The organism is Marinomonas sp. S3726 (assembly GCF_000967665.1).
Taxonomy (GTDB): domain Bacteria; phylum Pseudomonadota; class Gammaproteobacteria; order Pseudomonadales; family Marinomonadaceae; genus Marinomonas.
Map to the genome: position 1 here is coordinate 79,797 of NZ_JXYC01000012.1, position 19,105 is coordinate 98,901.

Sequence of the window (19,105 nt, forward strand, 5' to 3'; positions counted from 1 at the left end):
AAATAGTGTAAAGATAATAAAAACTTGAAATGGATTCTAACTTTAGGTTTATAAAAAATGAGGCGTAAATTTTGTCACCAAACCAATATACTTGCCCCTTATGTCATCAAACTAATGCTTGTGGCCTTAATCAAATGAGCAGCAAAGCGTGCTGGTGTGAATCATTGTCGCTACCTGAGAAAACGCCAGAATTAAATGAAAAATTAGAAGAGCTGCAAGGAAATAAGGCGAATTTCTCTGAGCTTGAACAGAGTCAATCTTGCATTTGCCAAGCTTGCCTAACGAAATTGAATCATTTGGCTAAAGGTTTAATTACTCGTTAATATCATATTTTTTACTAAGGGTAATAACATCACTAATTGGCATGGGTTTATAAAAGTAAAAACCCTGAATAAGTTCTACTTTCAGCCTTTTTAAGTAGTTCAGCTGCTCTTCTTGCTCTACACCTTCTGCCACAATAGATAAGCCAAGTCTATGGGCTAACAATATGATGTGCTCAACAACATAGCCAGAGCGAATGTCATGGGGGATTTTTTTCACAAAGGTATAATCAAGCTTGACCACATTAACAGGTAAGTTCTGTAAGTAGGCTAAAGAAGAATATCCAGTGCCAAAATCATCAAGGGCGACATGAAAGCCCGCCGCTTGAAGTTGATTGCTTATGATAATGGCGCAATCTAAGTCTTCTAACATGCTACTTTCGGTAAGCTCAAATTCGATATACTTGCTATTAACCTGATTTTTTTGGCAAATTCCCAATAACTCTTTTACAAGAAAGTCACGATTAAACTGATAGGAAGATAGGTTAATAGAAATCCGAAAGCCTGGGCAATGATTAAAATGTTCGATTAATAGTGATGCTTCACCGATGATTCTACTGAACAGATAGTTTTCTAATTGAAGCATGAGGTCTTTAGAGGTTTCGACAATAGGTAAGAAATCTCCAGGCCTCAATAAGCCTCTTTGTGGATGCTGCCAGCGAATAAGGGCCTCAACGCCTTTGATTTCACCCGTTTGGCTGCAAAGTTTAGGTTGGTAATAGGCAATGAATTCTTTATTTTTTATACCTGCTGCAACCATGTTTAAGAGATTTTCTCTAGCTTCAATTGCTTCAACGATAGTGTTTGAGAAAAAAACTAACTTGTCAGTTTTTAAGCCTTTTGAGTGTTGTAGTGCTTGTTCAAAGCGGGTGGCGATAGCTGAATTATCTAAGATGAAATCAAGCTTGATACCACCAGAATGTAGTTTAATATTTTTCATTCTGTTGATGATTTGCTTCATCAAATTATCAATGTTTTGTTTAAATTCATCCTGACTATGGGCCGAAGTAATGAAGGCAAATTTGCCACCATATAAGCTATAGCACTGGCTTTGCTTATCACCATATTGGCTAATGATATCCGCCACATTTTTTATTAGATCGTCAGCGATTTTAAAGCCTTGGCTTTTATTAATTTTTTGCAGTTTGGCAATATCAATAATAGCCAGGTAGTGGTTGGTTTTATTACGGGTACGACATTCTTCGAAGAAAAGCATCATAGCAGACCGGTTTTTCATGCCGGTTAATGTGTCTTCAAATGCCTCTTTCTCAAGTTTTTGCATCGCAAAATCAAGCTTGCTTTTTAAAGTACGATTCCAAACATAGAGGAGAACTATCATCAGCAAAGCCAATATGGCGCCAATAATACTGTTTCTTATCCAAGACTTATCCTGATGGAATTCGTCGTATATGGACTTTCTTGAGAAAACAGCCTGACCATTGGTGACTTCATTAAAGGTATCAAACATAACGGCCCAACGATCTGGGCTGGTATAACCAAGAGGAATTTTTTTTGAATCGATTAGTTCTATTGTTTTTTGAGCTTCAAATTGTTGGTGTAATAAATCAAAGGGTTTAGGGTTGAGTGTTTCAAGCGACAAAATATGTCTAATAGTTTCATCTGGATGTTTGATGGCATAATTCCAACCTCGAATAACAGCACGGCGAATGGATGCTACACGATTAGGGTGATTATTCAGTTCAGATTGGGTTGTCGCTAAACTGTCACCATAAAAATCAATACCATAATCAAGTGGTGAGAGTATTTTAACCTTTTGTCCAAGAGCGGCTAACTGGTATGGCTCATTTGAAATATAACCGTAAATGGCAAAAACAGTACCATCAATGAGCTTGTTAACATCACCATCATAAGGGTGTTTGGAGTAGCTGGTGGAAGGGACACCATTTTTATTTAACATGGCATCAATTTGGCCTGCCAACGCCGCATCAGCCAGCATTAGCTTTTTACCTTTGAGTTCTTTTATATCTTGAACATTGTCTTCTAGACGAGTCATCAAGATTTCAGGAGCATGCTGAAAAATGGAGGTAACAATAATGACGGGCGAACCAAGAGCCAGTGAATTGATTGATTCGCTACCAAGTACAGCATATTGGCTAGAGTTATTAATAAGTTGGTGTAAGTGGTTTTTATGAGGGCCGCCTTCAATGAGCTGGACATCCAGTCCCTCATCTTCAAAATAACCTTGTTCTAAGGCGGCATAATAGCCTGCAAACTGAAACTTGTGATACCACTTGAGATGAATGCTAACCGTCTCTGCTAAGGAAAGAGAGGAATATAAAACAAGGACGAGCAAGGCCACTAAGTGTCTGGCTGATATTAGCATTGTATGATCTGCACTAATTTATTCATAAAATGCGCGTTACCATCAATCAACATATTTAACAAATCCATTAGCTATAATATTTAGATAAAAATGATTACTTCTATCTCTATAAGTATAACCTTTTTTCTCTGATTAAATTTATATTAACTTGGCCAATTGTAGTTTTTTGTGATTTATAAAACGAAATTTTACCAAGATTATTTCTAGCAGAAAATTCATGCTTTCATTTTAATGAAAAAGACACCTATTGTTACTAAGTGTATGAAATTAATAAGTAAGTCCTAATTTAGTTTGTAAGCAATTTGTGGCTGTAACTTGCTCTGATTAGCTTGGTTCTACTTAAAATATTAAGTTCAAGCCTTGGCTAAGTTTAGTCTAGATTAAAAATTAAATGCCTCTTCATTACTTTCGAAAACTTCCTAGTGCCCACTATTATTGGAGGAGGTGGGTAGAGAGATAGTCTTGCCATTGAAGGAGTGGTAATAGATGAGAGTGGAGAAAAGGTATTGATATAGACTTTATTTTGATAAGACCTCTCTTAGATAAAGTTTCAAGCTGAAACCTTCTCTGGCTCCAGCTTGATTTTAGTTGCTTAGTTAGATTTCTTATTTGCGATAAAGCTTTGATACACATAACCATAACTTGTATGTTCTGCTAGTACAGCACCAAGTTCTTGACCCTTAGGGCTTCTCCAGTCATCCATAATCTCCGCGAGTACAGAGGCCCAAGTAACTACTTTTACGCCAGCTTGTGTCATACGATGAATCGCAGCTTCACGGCTAACTTTATCCCAGGTACCAGATGCATCAACAACCGCGTAGACATCATAGCCTTGTGCAACGGCTGAAATGGCAGGAAACATAAGGCATACATCAGTCACTATGCCTGCCATGATGATTTTATTACGTCCAGTGTCTTTAATTGCCTTTCTAAATTCAGGTGATTTCCAAGCATTGATTTCACCTTGTCGGTTAATCACTTTTGCATCAGTGAGTACTTGGCTAATTTCTCCCATTACAGGTCCGTTAGGCCCTTGCGGATAGCTGGCGGTTACAATGCTTGGTAAGTCCAATACCTTAGCCATCTTAGTTAGGCCTAAAATGTTATTTTTTAGCTGGGCAGGGTTCATATCTCTTACTCCCACCATAAGTCCGGTTTGATGATCTATCATGGCTAGAACGGCATTATCTGGCGTTAATACTTCGCTGTATTTATTCGCATATGATTGGCTGGCTAAGCCTAATAATGCGACTGTGAAGAGAGTATTTTTAACAATAGATTTGAAAATTTTCATGAGTTAAACCTCGTTTTTGAATGTGAGGTCATATTAATTGTTGGTTTAAAAGTGATATATACCTATATTCGAGACTCTTTGTTGATTTATTGATAACAAAATTCTGTATTTGAAAAAATGTTCTTGAAACTAAATTGGATTAGATTATTTTATTTAAAAAGATATGACTTATTTAAAGTAGGAAAAATAATAATGAACTTTACCTTGAAGCAACTGCGTTACTTTGTAAAAGCGGGTGAATTTAATAGCGTAACCAGAGCAGCAGAAACCTTATTTGTTTCCCAGCCATCTATTTCTTCTGCCATTTTACACTTAGAAGATGTGACAGGTTTACAGCTTTTTGTTAGACATCATGCTCAAGGTCTTTCCTTAACGCCTGCAGGTAGGCAATTTATCCTTAAAGCGAAGCAGCTTTTAGCTGATGCCGAAGGGTTAGGGCATTATGCGAATACTCTCGGTGAAGATGTTGCTGGTACTCTGAGAATTGTTGGCTTTCCCACTTTTACCCCAATACTTTTACCTTCTTTAATGAAAAAGTTTGTGGAAACCTACCCTGATGCAAGTGTTCAATGTGATGAAAGCCATCACAAAGACATTATTGAAGACTTGATTGATGGCCGTTATGAACTTGCTTTAACCTATGATATGCAAATTCCCGCTGAGATCGAATTCGAGCCGATTGTAGAGTTTCCACCTTATGCTATCTTGTCTCAAGATCACCCATTGGCACAAAGAGAGACATTAAGCCTAAAAGAACTCGTTGAATATCCAATGGTGCTGTTGGATTGGCCTATGAGCCGAGATTATTTCTATTCGCTATTTTTAAGCCAAGACCTTGAACCTAATTTTGCCTATCGAGCACAGTCCTTGGGCATGGTACGAGGTTTAGTTGGTAATGGTTTTGGTTATTCCTTGTTTAATACGCCACTTGCAACAAACCTAGCCTTAGATGGCTCTCAACTGATTGCTATTCCTTTAACAGATAATTTACGACCACTGAGGTTAGGTGTAGCAAAGGTTGCTCAGTTTAGGCTGACACCTGTGGCAGATGCCTTTATTGAAATGTTAAAAGAAAGAGCGAGTGAGCTTACAGACTCAGTGTTTACCGATAAGCGTCTTTATAAAAACTTGAAATAATCTTGTTTAACTTTCCTGCATAAGTTTTTTTTATGCAGGAAAGTTAAATTAAATATTTTACATATGCATTGGGGCTTTTTAATCTGTTGTTATAGATATGTTCATTTACTGACTTCGAGGTAAATGCGCTTAACCCTCTATATCAATGGATTAAAAAATGACTGTCCTAAAAAAAATAATTAAATCGGTTTTACCTTGCGATACTTTGAACAAATCAGAGTTTGATAAGCTGGTACAGCTCTTTCATTCGCAAAAATTAAAGCAAGGAGAAATGTTCCAACATGACTTATTAAGCTCAGATGTTATTTTGCTTGTATCTGGGCAGTGTCAGCTGATATATCAGGACATTCAAAAGCATTTAGATTCCCCTTCACTTTGTAACCCCTTCATCGGCGATGATAGTGACACTGCATTACGTAATATTTGTGTTGTGAGTGAGTCAGCGTCATTTGTCAGTATTAAACGTCAGGCATTATCCACTTGGTTGGATATAAACCAAAATACAGCACTCTTAAGTCATGCCTTTCTAAAATTAGAAATGAATCGTTTGAATGCTCAGGTCTTAGATGTACAAACATTTCGTACCGAAAAAGATTTACTTGGGGTTCGACAGGTTGAAGAAAGTGCATTGTATGGCATTCAAACCCTACGTGCCCAAGAAAACTTTGCTATCACTGACATCAAGGTTAAGCATTTTCCTCAACTTGTTAGCGCGCTTGCTATGGTTAAAAAGGCGGCGGCTAATGCTAATCATAAGTTGGGACTACTTTCACAAGAGCATAAAAATGCTATTGGACTAGCGTGTGATGAAATCATAGGGGGTGAATGGCATGAGCATTTTGTCGTTGATGTGATTCAAGGAGGCGCGGGCACATCAACGAATATGAATGCTAATGAAGTGATTGCCAATAGAGCGTTAGAAATCATGGGGCATAAAAGAGGGGAGTATCAGTATTTACACCCGAATAATCATGTGAATCTTTCTCAATCCACCAATGACGCTTACCCCACTGCGATACGTTTAGCTATCTTGCTAAGTCATCAGGACTATGTGGATGCTTTATCAGATCTTTGCTATCAGATGAAACAGAAAGCTGTAGAGTTCTCTGATGTCATCAAGATGGGGCGCACTCAGCTGCAAGATGCTGTGCCTATTACGCTAGGTCAAGAGTTTGATGCTTGGTACTTCACCATGAAAGAAGACATCTCGGAAGTGAAAGATGTTATTGAATACTTTAGAGAGATTAACCTTGGTGCTACTGCCATAGGAACAGGGATAAACACTGACCCTGATTATTCCAGTTTGGCCATTGAAGAGCTATGTCGTATTTCAGGAAAAGAATTAGTCAGGGCAAGAAACCTCATTGAAGCAACGTCTGACATGGGCGCTTTTGTGACCTTTTCCAGCGTACTTAAGCGAAATGCTGTCAAGTTATCTAAAATCTGCAATGACCTTAGGCTCATGTCGAGTGGTCCAAGAGCTGGGCTACAAGAAATCAACTTGCCCGCTATGCAGCCAGGTAGCTCAATCATGCCAGGCAAGGTTAACCCTGTGATACCCGAAATGGTCAATCAAGTTGCATTTCAGATTATTGGGAACGACATCACGATTACAATGGCAAGTGAAGCAGGGCAATTACAGCTCAATGTTATGGAGCCTGTCATCGTCTTTAATGTTTTGCAGTCTTTACGATTACAGGTTCGCGCTGTATCAACCTTATCGCAAAAATGTATCAAGGGGATAACCGCAAATGTTGAGCATTGCTTAAACACGGTTAATCACAGTATTGGCATCATCACAGCGCTTAACCCATTCATAGGTTATGAGAATGCTACTCGAATTGCTAAACAAGCCTTAGATGAAAGTGCCAGTGTTAGAGATCTTATTTTGGCTGAAGGTCTGTTATCTGAGCAAGCTTTGGATGACGTGCTCAGTGTAGAGAATATGACAGCACCCCGAAAAATGCGTGTTAAAGAAGCAATGCAGTTAGTTTGATCCCATAAAATTAGACTAAAACTATTTAATAGAACCTATGTCGGGCAAGGTGTCCTGATTGGAGAAAAAGAATGAAAAACAAACAAGACTGGTTAGATCTACAGCAAAAGATTGAGCTTAAACATCAGGCTTTTATTAATGGACGTTTTGTTGATGCCAGTGATAAAGGTGTATATGAGACAATTAATCCAGCAAATGGTGAGCGACTAAATCAAACGGCTGCTTGTACCGAACTTGATGTAGATACTGCAGTAAAAGCGGCTAGGGAGTCATTTGATGATGGCGTTTGGGCAGATAAAGCGCCGGCAGAAAGAAAGGCTGTTTTAAAGAAGCTTGCCAGTTTGATTATGGAAAATCATGAAGAGTTAGCTTTGCTTGAGAGCCTAAATGTAGGCAAACCAGTGCAAGACGCTATGAATGTCGATATACCGGGTTCAGCTGCTTGCTTTGAATGGTACGCTGAAGCGATCGATAAACTCTATGGTGAAGTAGCGCCGACAGATAAAAACAATGTTGCCACGATTACACGTGAACCTGTTGGTGTGGTTGCTGCTGTTGTGCCATGGAACTTCCCGCTTGATATCGCAGCATGGAAGCTCGCACCAGCGTTAATTAGTGGTAACTCTGTGGTACTTAAACCTGCTGAGCAATCACCATTGACCGCATTAAAACTCGCTGAGCTTGCTCAACAGGCAGGTTTGCCAGATGGTGTTTTAAATGTCGTAACAGGCCACGGACACATAGTGGGTAAAGCCTTGGGTCTTCATCAAGATGTCGATTGCTTAGCTTTCACTGGCTCTACTCAAGTGGGTAAATTATTTATGGGCTATTCTGCTGCTTCCAATTTAAAGCAGGTTTGGCCAGAGACTGGCGGTAAAAGTCCAAACCTTATTTTTGCTGATTGTGATTTAGACGCTGCTGTAGAGCATGCAGCCTTTGGTATCTTCTTTAATCAGGGCGAGGTCTGCTCGGCAAATTCACGTATTCTTGTTCAATCTAGTATTAAGCAGGCTTTCTTAGACAAGTTTGTAGCAAAAGCAAAATCAATGAAGGTTGGTGATCCGCTTGATGCAGATACCCAAGTAGGTGCTTTAATTGACCAACAACATGCCAGCAATGTTAGAGCTTGTATTTCTCAAGCCCTTGAACAAGGAGCAAGCTTGGTAACAGGTGGTTTAGGTGATGAGAGTACTGCCGTAGTGGCGCCAACAATCTTTGATAATGTGAGCCCTGAAATGGCCATAGCGAGAGATGAAGTCTTCGGTCCTGTGGCTGCCATTATTGGGTTTGACTCAGAGGAAGAGGCTATCAAGATAGCGAATGACTCCATTTACGGATTGGCAGCTTCTGTTTGGACCCAAGATTTAAACCGAGCACATAAAGTATCTGCGAAACTAAAAGCAGGTACAGTCTCCGTGAATACAATGGATGCTCTAGACTTTTCGACACCATTTGGCGGTTACAAGCAGTCAGGGTTTGGTCGTGATTTGTCGCTTCATGCACTTGAAAAATTTACTCAGTTAAAAACCACTTGGATCAAGCTTGCTTAGGTTGTATTAGTAAAAAAGAAGCACAGAGTTTGATTCCCTCTGTGCTTTTTTTATTTAGAAACTATGAGTAATTTTTTATCAAGATGAATCAAGGCTGAGCTTTATAGCCTGATAGCTTGGCTTTCTTTTCTAATTTTATTCCCCCCCAATTTTTAGTCGTTTCACCTATGCGGTGACGCCTGTTTTGAGATTCATTTAATTTGGAGTTATTACATGCAAAACATTAATTTATGGCAGCTTGATGAGCTTGACTCAGCAAAAAGACAATCTCTATTAATGCGAACAGAGGCTGACTTAAGCCTTTATATAGATCAAGTTAGGCCCATTATTGAAAGGGTTAAGAAAGAGGGTGATTTGGCTCTCATTGAGTATACAAAAAAGTTTGATGGTGCCAGTTTAAGTCTAGAGACAATTCAAGTGACAGAACAAGAGTTTCTTGATGCCCAAGCTCAGGTCGATGAGGACACATTAGCCGCAATCAAATACGCCTCTAACAACATACGTCAATATCATGAGGCGCAAAAACCTCAAGAAATGGTGATGCAAGAAGTTCGAAGTGGTAGTTATGTTGGTGAAAAGTATTTGGCGATTCCTTCTGTCGCTTGTTACGTGCCAAGAGGTAAGGGGTCTTTTCCATCCGTACTCATGATGAATGCCATTCCGGCGGTTGTGGCTGGGGTTGAGCAAGTGGTTATTCTAACACCGCCTGGGCCTGACGGACGTGTTGATGCTGCAACTTTGGTCGCTGCAAAAGAAAATGGCATCAATCAGGTATATAAGTGCGGTGGTGCACAGGCGGTGGCAGCGGTAGCGTATGGTACGGATACATTACCAAAATGCAGCAAGATTGTCGGGCCGGGTAGTCCATGGATGATAGCAGCAAAGCAAGTGCTAGCCAGCCTGATTGACCCAGGTATTCCAGCGGGTCCATCGGAATCTATCGTGTTTGCAGATGATAGTGTTGATGGCGCACTGGCTGCTATGGATTTATTGATTGAGGCAGAACACGGGCCAGATTCCTCTGCCTATTTAGTGACAACCTCATCTAGAGTGGCGCAAGAAGCATTATCAGCTATTCCTCAGCATTGGTTAGCTATGAGTGAGCTTAGGGTTGAATACTCAAAGACAGTGCTAACAGGTCCTATGGGGGGCATAATTCTCGCTGACAATATTGAGCAGGCTTTTGATTTTATTAATGACTACGCACCTGAGCATTTACAAATTCTAAGTCAAGATGCATGGAAATACTTGGGCAAGATTCGTAATGCAGGTGAGGTTTTATTAGGTCAACACTCACCAAGCACTCTAGGTAACTTTGTTTTAGGCTGTAATGCTGTTTTACCCACTTCAGGGGCGGCTGCCACTGTATCGCCATTATCTGTGATGGATTTTATGAAGTTCATGTCCGTGGCGTATGTGACTCAATGTGGTTATCCAGAAATGGCAAAACATGCGCACGTCTTGGCTAGCTACGAAGGTTTTGATGCTCACGCAAATGCGGTATCTGATAAACGCAATAGCTTAATAAAGTAAAGAAGTAGAAGCGCTATCAAAGCGGTGCTAGTCACCGCTTTTTTGTGTTTATTAAATATAAAGATAGGTGTTTGGAGAGTGATAAGAATAACTGAAAAGCCTATTTTTCAGACACAAAAAAGGGTAGATGGGAGAACATCTACCCAAAATGAGCAACTTGGGAAGCTGCTCATAAGGCTGGTGGGTGTAATTCAGCCTGTAAACTTATAAGAAACCATCACGTTTTAGATCTTGGGTTGTGGCTTCAATACTTTCTCTTAAGGTACTGACTAGGAAATCAACATTCTCTTTTGTAAGCGTTAGTGGTGGTGACAATACGTTCATATGCGCCAATGGACGGACAATCAAACCGCGAGCCTGACAGTGGTCTGCAATTCGGTTACCCACAGCAGCATCAGGGTTGATTAACTCTTTGGTTTCTTTATTGGCAACATTCTCAATGCACATCATAAATTTACGACCGCGCACGTCCCCAACAATAGAAAGGTCACCTAGTGATTTAACTTGCTCTTCGAAATAAGCCCCCATATCCATCACGTGCTCGCAAAGTTGTTCACGCTCTATAATTTCAATATTTTTGATTGCAGCCGCACAGCTAACTGGGTGGCCAGAGTAGGTATAGCCATGGGTAAATAAGGCGCCGTCTTCTTGTGGCACACTGATGACATCGTAAATATCATCAGACATTATGGTGGCACCTAAAGGAAGGTAGCCAGAGGTTAAGCCTTTTGCGCAAGTAATGATGTCAGGCACTATCTCAAACTCATCATCAGATGCAAACATATGGCCTAAACGACCAAAGGCCGTAACCACTTCATCTGATACATAAAGAACGCCATATTTACGGCACACTTCTAAAGAGCGTTTGTGATAACCCTTAGGCGGTACGATAACACCACCAGCACCCATGATAGGTTCTGCAAAAAATGCAGCAACGTTATCTGGACCTAATTCAAGAATTTTATCTTCTAGCTCTTGAATCTTCTCATCGCAGAAGTCTTCGATACTTTGATCATTTGGACGACGATAAGGATTAGGGCATGAGATATGGTGTACAAGCTCTTCTTCAATATCAAAACCAATGTGGTCAAACTTGACGCCAGTAATTGACATGGCCATATAAGTACTACCATGGTAACCATCAATACGAGAGATGATTTTCTTCTTCGATTTTTTACCTAGCTGATTAAAGTAGAAGTGGATAATACGAACCGCGGTATCGTTGGCAACAGAGCCGCCACAACCGTAAAAGACATGATTCAAGTTACCAGGCGCAAGTTCTGCAAGTTTGGCAGAAAGCTGTGCCGCAGGAACTGTCGTGTGATGACCGAATGAAGAATAGTAAGGAATATTCATGATTTGATCAGCAATGGCTTGTGCCATTTCTTCGCGTGCATAACCTATGTTGACGCACCACAGTCCGCCAATACCATCTAGGTAGCGTTTACCTTCACCATCCACTACATGCACATTATCGCTGTCAGCGAGGATCATAGAGCCTTGCTCTTTGAAGGTTGAAAAGTCAGTCCAAGGGTGAACATAGTGATCTTTATCTTGTTGCCACACTTGCTTCATATTGATGTTTTTTGTATTGGACATTTTCGAGATTACTCCTCAATGAAAATTATTATTCTTTTTTCTGATCTCTCTAAGGTAGGCATTTGTTAGGTATAAATAAAATATTAAAAATTTTACTTAAATATTAAAAAAACCTATGCAAGGAATGACGGTAATTAAGAGTCTACAAAGCCCTGACTAACTATGTGCGCTTTAAAAGTATAGGAGATCTTGAAGGTGGAAGAAGTACATTGGTGAGAGCAAAGTGAGCGTATAAAAACAGAAAAACCCGTAAACATTATGTTTACGGGTTTAGTATTAAAGTTCACTTAATACTTAGGCGAAGCTATTTTTGCTTGAGAATTTCATCAATGTCTGTGGCTTTGAAAAGGGGTTTACCCATGACCAGTTTCACCCAAAGAACACCAATGATGGTCACAAGACCAAGTACCACACCCGCGGCACCAAATATTTGAGCACTTAACTCTGGTGCTGGTGAGGCATAATAAATGGCATAAAGCATTCCTAAAATACCAACAATCTGAGGGATAGGGTAAAAAGGTGTTTTATAAGGTCTGGCGATACTTGGATAACGTTTGCGTAATACAAGAACGTTGATATGGGTGATGATATAAGCCAACAACCAAGCAATCGCAGCTGAAATAAGAAGTAAACCGATAGACTCAGGCTGATTTCTTAACAGCAGCATAGGAATACCTGTAATTAAAGCGACAAAGACAATAGCGACCCAAGGGGTTTTCTTTTCCTTTGTTAATGTTTTGAATTGAGGGAATGCCTGACCATTTTTTGCCATACCATAAAGCATTCTTGGTATTGCCGCTAATGAGGTATTCACCGTGCTACAAGTTGCTGTAATAGCTGCAATGGCTAAAAACATTAAACCAACATCACCGAATACCGCTTGGGCAAAGTCATAGTGAGGCAGTGTTGAATTAGCTAAATCATCAGCTGGTATATAAAGCAAAGCACCAAGACAATATAGAGTGATAGTAATGAAAATAATGGTCACACCTATCATCATAGAGCGAGGTATATTTCTATTCGCATCTTTTGACTCTTCCACTAGCGGACAAACAAATTCTGCGCCGACAAAGCCCCAAATAGCTAATGCAGCTAGGGTAAGCACTTCTGCACCCAGTGGATTCCAGTTAGAGACCAAGTCTATGCTTTGATTGTGAGGTGCTGAGATTTCAGTTACAGCAGATAATCCAAGTACCAAGAGGACAACAACCATTACAAAGGCTAGTGTGGTTTGTAGCTTGGCGAAAACATCTAATCCCATTAAGTTTAAGAAGGTAAAGATGGCTAATAAACCAAAACCAACTGAGTATTGAGGGAAGATACCCGGATAAATTTTCTCAATGATGAAGTCGACCAATAAGAGTTCGGCAGATAGAGCGAACATGGCAACGACGACGTAACCAGAGAAAACCGCTAAAATAGCTGGGAAATGGCCAATAGCGGCTTCGGTATAAGTACTTAAGCTTCCTGCTCTTGGGATCATTAAGGATAGTTCTGAAAAAGACATGACATAGGTAATTGCAAGCAAGTAGGCAATGGCTAAAGGTATTATGAAACCTAAACCAGCAATGCCCGCGCCCTGTAGCATGAGTACCATCACGCCTTGAGACACAACTAAACCAATAGCGACCGCTAACAGCGAACCTAAACCTAATATTTTATTAAAGCCAGTTGGCTTTGATGTATCTGTTTTAGCCTGATTGGCATTACCATAGGTGGTGGGGTTTGACATCTTTCGCTCCAAAGAGAGTATTTATTGTTATTTGACTCGGCTATTAAAATTTAAAGCCTGTTGTTCACTTACTTGTTAACGAATTAGGCTCTTCTTACTATTTTTTGAATCCTTATCAAAGATGACATGTCATTGTTTAATCTTAGTGGATTAGCGCTAAAGAGTGCTTTGTATCAGTTTTTGCTGATAAATTAAGAGTACGTAGTCTTGCTTTATTATTAAAATATTAAAAATCACTTTGCTGCATAAATATTTTTTATCCAAATAACCTACTCTTTACCAGCCAATTTATTCGTTAAAATCTAATAGAAAGTTAAAAAGCCCCTAGGTTAGACATAAAAAAGCCAATAGAGGCGAGTCTATTGGCTTTAACTTTTTATGTGGCAGCTTATAAAAGCAATTGAGTCCAGACTTTATCAACTAACTTTTGTGCGACAGGAGAGCATGCCTGGGTAAATTTGACTCTTACTTCAGGAAATATCTCTGGCGAATTATCCGGTTTGTGTTTGGCGTTTCTTGCATTAATGATAAAGCCTGATGAGTGGCCATAATAATTGTATTGGGTTGTCGCATTGGCCTCTTGGCTAATCCAGTTAATAAAGGTTTTAGCATTTTCTGTGTTGCGTGAACCTTTAGGAACAACTAAAGCATCTAGCCAACCAATCAAACCCTCAAGTGGTTGAGCATAAATAATGGGGGCCTTGTTATCTTTTCTAGCTCGCATTGTATCTCCATCCCACCAAGAGTGCATGGCGACTTCTCCGCCAGCTAGACGAGAGCTGATATTGTCTGAGCTATAAACCGCTACGTAAGGCTTTTGCTTTTTAAGTAGCTGATAAACACGCTTCATTTCATTACTGTCTTCACTACAAAAATCGATTCCTAGATAAGCTTGTGCCGCTGGAATGATTTCATCAGGCGTACTAAAAGCAGCAATTTTTCCCTTCATACTTTCTTCTGGTTCAAAAAACTCTTTCCAAGAGTTGCCAGGACCTGAGTATTCATTGGTATTAAATGCAAAGCTTGCTGTGCCGTAAGCAAAGGCGATGGAGTACTCATCATTAGGGTCCCACCATTGGCCTTTCCATCTTGGATCAAGGTTTTTAAATGCAGCAAGTGATTTAGCGTTAATATTTTTAAGTAGATCTTCCTGAATCATAATTTTAACAAAGTGCTGGCTTGGCATAACCAAGTCATAATCACTTGAGCCGGATTTAAGTTTTGCTAACAAATCCTCATTAGAGGTGTAGCCATCTAAGGTGACTTGTATACCTGTCTCTTGCTCAAATTTTTCTATGAGACTTGGGTCAATGGACTCAGACCAAGTATAGATATTGAGCTTTTCAGCGGCGCTAACCGAGAACGAAAGGCTAAGGGCGGTAAGTCCTGCTAGGGTAGATTTTGCAAATTTCATAGTGCTTATCCTTTGTTATTGTTATCGAGGTTACTTATTGCGTTTAGATATCATCCAAGCTGGTGTTACCAGTAATAGGGAAACCAGCATGATGAGGGTGGAAATAGCATTTAATTCAGGTGAAACGCCTTGTTTTACCAGCGAGAAAATATAAACGGGTAGGGTTGTTGCGCCTCCACCTGACACTATGCTGCTGGTGATAAAATCATCCATTGAAATCACAAAACTAAGCATGGCGCCGGCAAAAATCCCGGGAAGAATTAAAGGTAAGGTAATGCGTTTAAAGGTAATCCAAGGGTTGGCATATAAATCTTGAGCTGCTTGCTCTAAATTGTTCGCCATACCTTGAAGGCGAGCGCGAATGGGTAAAAATGCAAAGGGAATGCAAAAACAAGCGTGAGCAAGGATTAACTTGGTTAATCCATCTTGTAAGCCAAGTTGAGAGAAAAGAATCAGTATGGCGACCGCAAAGACGATTTCTGGCAGCATTAAGGGTAAATTGATCACTGTCTCAGACAGTTTTACATGTTTAACCTCTTTACCACGCGATAGAACTAATGCGGCCGCGGTAGCAACACTGGTCGCAATAATAGTTGCTATGGTGGCAACGGTTAATGAGACCTGTACTGCATTCATTAAACCTTCATTTTGCAAAGCGCTGAGATACCATTTAAATGAAAATCCTTGCCATACAGAGACGATTTTATTGCTATTAAATGAGTAGGCGATTACGACCAAAATGGGTAAATATAAAAAGAGAAAGAAGGCGACACTGATTAGGCCAAAACCTGGATAGTGTTTCACATCTTTATTTTTTGCGGTGATAAAACGCATAAGTGCATTTTGATTATTTGAATGGCTCATACAGCACTCCCTTCAACAATAGGGCGAGAGCTTTTTCTGGCATTCCACATAAGAAAAAGCATGACTATGATAAGTAACACCACAGCAAGGCTGGCTCCAAATGACCAGTTTCTAGCAATGCTGAATTGGTTTTGAATCAAGTTTCCCATCATCATGGTTTTGCCGCCGCCGAGTAACATGGGCTCGAGCACCGTGCCTAAACATGGAACAAAAACAAGAATAAAACCTGCCACTATGCCGGGTTTGCATAAAGGCAAAATGATTTTAGTTAAGGTACTTAAACGAGTGGAGTAGAGGTCATTGGCTGCTTCTGTAAGGCGAGCATCAAGTTTTTCGATACTGGCGTAAATAGGCAAAATCATCAGTGGGATATAACTGTAAACCATGCCAACTAACATGGCGTTATTGTTATACAGAAGGCTATCCATACCTGAGGTGAGGCCTAAGAAAGTTAGGCTAGACTCTAAAACACCATCATTACTTAAAATCAAAACCCAAGCATAAACGCGAATCACCATGCTGACCCAAAACGGCAAGGTAATCAGGTAAAGCAGTAGGGCCTTGGTACTGCTTGATTGTCTTGATATGAAGTAGGCAACTGGAAAGCTGATTAATAGGCAAATAATTGCGGTGGCTGATGCTAAAAGTAAAGTGCGAGCAATAATAATCAGATATTGAAAGTTAAGGTTTAAATTATCATCCCAGTCATAGGTAAAGAGTATTTGCTGGTATGACTCTAAGGAAAAAATAGCTTCGTATCCGCCATAGGGATCTGAAGTCATCATGGAGACATAAAAAATGATGCCTAGAGGAATGATCATTAAAAAAAACATCACCAAATAGGCTGGCATTAGGCCAATTAGATTCCAAGACAATCTAAGGTTAAAAGGTTTGTTGATTGAGGCATTCTGCTTATGAGTGTTATTGATGATCTGGTTCATTGTGTTAATACCCTTACTGATGATTGTAAGAAGCCAATTTTGACCATTTCATTAATGCCGTAGCTTATGTTGTTGCTGATGTGATTTCGTTTAGATACTTTGAGGTTCTGCCCTTGTTCTGTGTGCACTGTATAATGGGTGTAACCACCCATATAAGTACGTTGGGTAATCCTGCCTTCTAGATTGATGTCTAGCCCATCACTGTTTATAGAAATTTTCTCGGGTCTTAAAGAAAGGGTGGCATGACAGGATTGGTTTTCAATTAAAGCGTTGAAACCCGCTTGTGAACTAGGATCTAGTTCAAGGTCAACACCTAATGGCGTTTTAACCTTTAGGGGGTGATCCTTTCCTTTGTTAATCACATCAACATTTAAAAAGTTGGTTTCGCCGATAAAATCTGCAACAAATTTATTCGCCGGGTTTTCATAGATCTCAGCTGGTGTGCTTAATTGTTGAATATCACCATTCGCTAAAATGCAGATACGGTCCGACATCGCCAGTGCTTCTTCTTGATCATGGGTAACAAAGATAAAAGTAATGCCGGTGTTACGCTGTAGTTGCTGTAATTCATCCCGCATTGCTTGGCGAAGTTTGAGATCCAATGCTGAAAGAGGCTCATCGAGTAACAGTACTTTCGGTTCTGGTGCCAAAGCTCGGGCAAGCGCAATACGTTGTTGCTGACCGCCGGATAACGCCGATGGCATGCGCTTGGCAAACTGCGTCATATGCACAAGGTTTAGCATCTCATCAACACGGGCTTGAATTCTGTCTTTACCCCAGCCGATCATTTCAAGGCCAAAGGCGATATTTTGCTCAAGGCTCATATGAGGGAATAAGGCATAGTTTTGAAATACAGTATTCACCCTGCGTTTATGTGCCGCTAAGGATTGTATATCTTCTGCGTGCAACTGGATCACGCCTGAATTGGGTGTTTCAAATCCAGCAATCATTCTAAGTAGCGTTGTTTTACCGCAACCGCTAGGGCCTAAAAGGGTAAAAAACTCATTATCTTTAATCTCCAGAGAAATATTGTTGAGGGCTTGATAAGAGCCATACGACTTTGAGATGTTATTTATTTTTATTGCAATGCTCATTGTGCGTCTCTTCTTTTAAATTTATGTACGTTCTTGCCCTTGGGCTAGTATTCGATGGCGGACTCTTTTAAGTGATTTATTAGTAAGTAAATGGTGTTGTGGTCGTTTTTTGGACTACGGTTGTTGTCTTAAGCTTTGTATGAGTTTCTGCAAAAATACGTCACACTGTGTGAGTTGTTCAGCTTCGATAAACTCATCGGGTTTATGGCCTTGGTCCATGCTGCCCGGCCCACAAACGACAGTGGGAATATTTAGTTCTTGGCTAAATAAACCGCCTTCTGTACCAAAGTTGATGTTGGCTTTTTCCTGAGATTGAGCGAGATTTCTGACGTAGCTAACGACATCTTCGGTTTCTGATGTACTTAATCCTGGATATTGGGTGATTAATTCAATTTGGATATCACAGACTTCACTAATCTCTCTCATTTCAGTGATGAGCTGATTAGCATAAGTTTTGAATTCTTCGAATAGCTGGAAAGGGTCTTCTTTGGCTATATTGCGCATTTCAAAGGTAAAATCACAAAAATTAGGAACGATATTGAGGGCTTGGCCACCCTGCACAACACCTGTATGTATCGTGCTATATGGAATGTCATAGTTGGAATCAAACGGGCCATCTAATTTTCTTTGGATAGCCGCTTGTTCTAACCAATGAATCAATCTAGTTGCATAGTTAATGGCGTTAACTCCCATTGGCGCCATGCCTGAATGGCATTCTTTACCGATAACTTTTACAGTCGCCGCTATTTTGCCTTTATGACTGGTGACAACCTGCATGGAGGTGGGCTCGCCAATAATGCAAATTGCAGGTTTTATTGTTTGCTCTTTGAGGTTTTCGATCAGCTTTCTGACCCCGACACAGCCAATTTCTTCATCATAAGAAAACGCGAGGTGAATAGGAGTGTGTAGTTCATTTGCTTGTATTTGTGGCACACTGGCCAGAACTGCTGCCACAAAGCCTTTCATATCACTGGTACCACGACCATAGTAACGATCGTTTAACTTGCTCAATTTATAAGGAGGTTGTGTCCAGTTTTGGCCAGTAACAGGTACTGTGTCTGTATGGCCGGATAGCATAACACCAGCTTTGTCTTGAGGGCCTAGGGTTGCATATAAATTGGCTTTGGTTTTTTCTTGGTTGTAAACCAAGCGACTTTCTACACTGTGCTCAGAAAGAAAAGATTGCACATAGTGCATGAGGGCAAGGTTAGATTCACTGCTGGTGGTATCAAAAGCAATTAGCTTGCTTAAAATCTGTGTGGTGAGGGTATCTGTCATCATCTTGCC

General features: G+C 40.2%; 14 protein-coding genes. 5 read left to right on the forward strand and 9 right to left on the reverse strand.

Annotation, left to right across the window (positions count from 1 at the left end; translation table 11 throughout):
• Positions 1-71 precede the first annotated feature (71 nt).
• The gene (locus tag TW85_RS11030) at positions 72-323 is read left to right on the forward strand and encodes a cysteine-rich CWC family protein (protein WP_046017173.1); all 252 of its coding nucleotides are present in this window, start codon (positions 72-74) and stop codon (positions 321-323) included.
• Here the strand turns inward: TW85_RS11030 and TW85_RS11035 are convergent.
• The gene (locus TW85_RS11035) at positions 313-2,664 is read right to left on the reverse strand and encodes an EAL domain-containing protein (protein ID WP_046017174.1); all 2,352 of its coding nucleotides are present in this window, start codon (positions 2,662-2,664) and stop codon (positions 313-315) included. The two genes, TW85_RS11030 and TW85_RS11035, sit on opposite strands and share 11 nt — an antisense overlap.
• A gap of 592 nt (positions 2,665-3,256) precedes the next feature.
• The gene (locus TW85_RS11040; RefSeq protein WP_084616243.1) at positions 3,257-3,958 is read right to left on the reverse strand and encodes a hydrolase; all 702 of its coding nucleotides are present in this window, start codon (positions 3,956-3,958) and stop codon (positions 3,257-3,259) included.
• 192 nt (positions 3,959-4,150) lie between these two features.
• Here TW85_RS11040 and TW85_RS11045 point away from each other — a divergent pair, with 192 nt between their 5' ends.
• From TW85_RS11045 to hisD, 4 genes are all read left to right on the forward strand, one after another.
• Positions 4,151-5,095, forward strand: a complete 945-nt coding sequence (locus TW85_RS11045) for a LysR family transcriptional regulator (protein ID WP_046017175.1) — start codon at positions 4,151-4,153, stop codon at positions 5,093-5,095.
• 157 nt (positions 5,096-5,252) lie between these two features.
• A complete protein-coding gene (gene aspA / locus TW85_RS11050) occupies positions 5,253-7,091 on the forward strand; it encodes an aspartate ammonia-lyase (protein ID WP_157196931.1) in 1,839 nt (612 codons plus the stop codon).
• 71 nt (positions 7,092-7,162) lie between these two features.
• The gene (locus TW85_RS11055) at positions 7,163-8,641 is read left to right on the forward strand and encodes an aldehyde dehydrogenase (protein WP_046017176.1); all 1,479 of its coding nucleotides are present in this window, start codon (positions 7,163-7,165) and stop codon (positions 8,639-8,641) included.
• A 213-nt stretch (positions 8,642-8,854) separates the two neighbouring features.
• Positions 8,855-10,174 (forward strand): histidinol dehydrogenase, encoded by a 1,320-nt coding sequence (hisD, locus tag TW85_RS11060; protein WP_046017177.1) that lies wholly within the window; start codon positions 8,855-8,857, stop codon positions 10,172-10,174.
• A 204-nt stretch (positions 10,175-10,378) separates the two neighbouring features.
• On the opposite strand, the gene TW85_RS11065 is transcribed toward hisD, so the two are convergent.
• The 7 genes from TW85_RS11065 to argE form a co-directional block, all read right to left on the reverse strand.
• The gene (locus TW85_RS11065) at positions 10,379-11,773 is read right to left on the reverse strand and encodes an aminotransferase (RefSeq protein ID WP_046017178.1); all 1,395 of its coding nucleotides are present in this window, start codon (positions 11,771-11,773) and stop codon (positions 10,379-10,381) included.
• Between the two features lie 304 nt (positions 11,774-12,077).
• Positions 12,078-13,505 (reverse strand): APC family permease, encoded by a 1,428-nt coding sequence (locus TW85_RS11070; RefSeq protein ID WP_084616245.1) that lies wholly within the window; start codon positions 13,503-13,505, stop codon positions 12,078-12,080.
• A 388-nt stretch (positions 13,506-13,893) separates the two neighbouring features.
• Positions 13,894-14,919, reverse strand: a complete 1,026-nt coding sequence (locus tag TW85_RS11075; protein ID WP_046017179.1) for an extracellular solute-binding protein — start codon at positions 14,917-14,919, stop codon at positions 13,894-13,896.
• A gap of 30 nt (positions 14,920-14,949) precedes the next feature.
• A complete protein-coding gene (locus tag TW85_RS11080; protein ID WP_238326204.1) occupies positions 14,950-15,783 on the reverse strand; it encodes an ABC transporter permease in 834 nt (277 codons plus the stop codon).
• Complete coding sequence (locus tag TW85_RS11085; RefSeq protein WP_084616247.1) at positions 15,780-16,724, reverse strand: ABC transporter permease; 945 nt, start codon at positions 16,722-16,724, stop codon at positions 15,780-15,782. Before TW85_RS11085 ends, TW85_RS11080 begins: the two co-directional genes overlap by 4 nt.
• On the reverse strand, positions 16,721-17,818 hold the full coding sequence (locus TW85_RS11090; RefSeq protein WP_046017180.1) for an ABC transporter ATP-binding protein: 1,098 nt from the start codon (positions 17,816-17,818) through the stop codon (positions 16,721-16,723). The genes TW85_RS11085 and TW85_RS11090 overlap by 4 nt, the downstream gene beginning before the upstream one ends.
• 114 nt (positions 17,819-17,932) lie before the next feature.
• Positions 17,933-19,096: an acetylornithine deacetylase gene (argE, locus tag TW85_RS11095; protein ID WP_046017181.1), complete on the reverse strand. Its 1,164-nt coding sequence runs from the start codon at positions 19,094-19,096 to the stop codon at positions 17,933-17,935.
• Positions 19,097-19,105 lie beyond the last annotated feature (9 nt).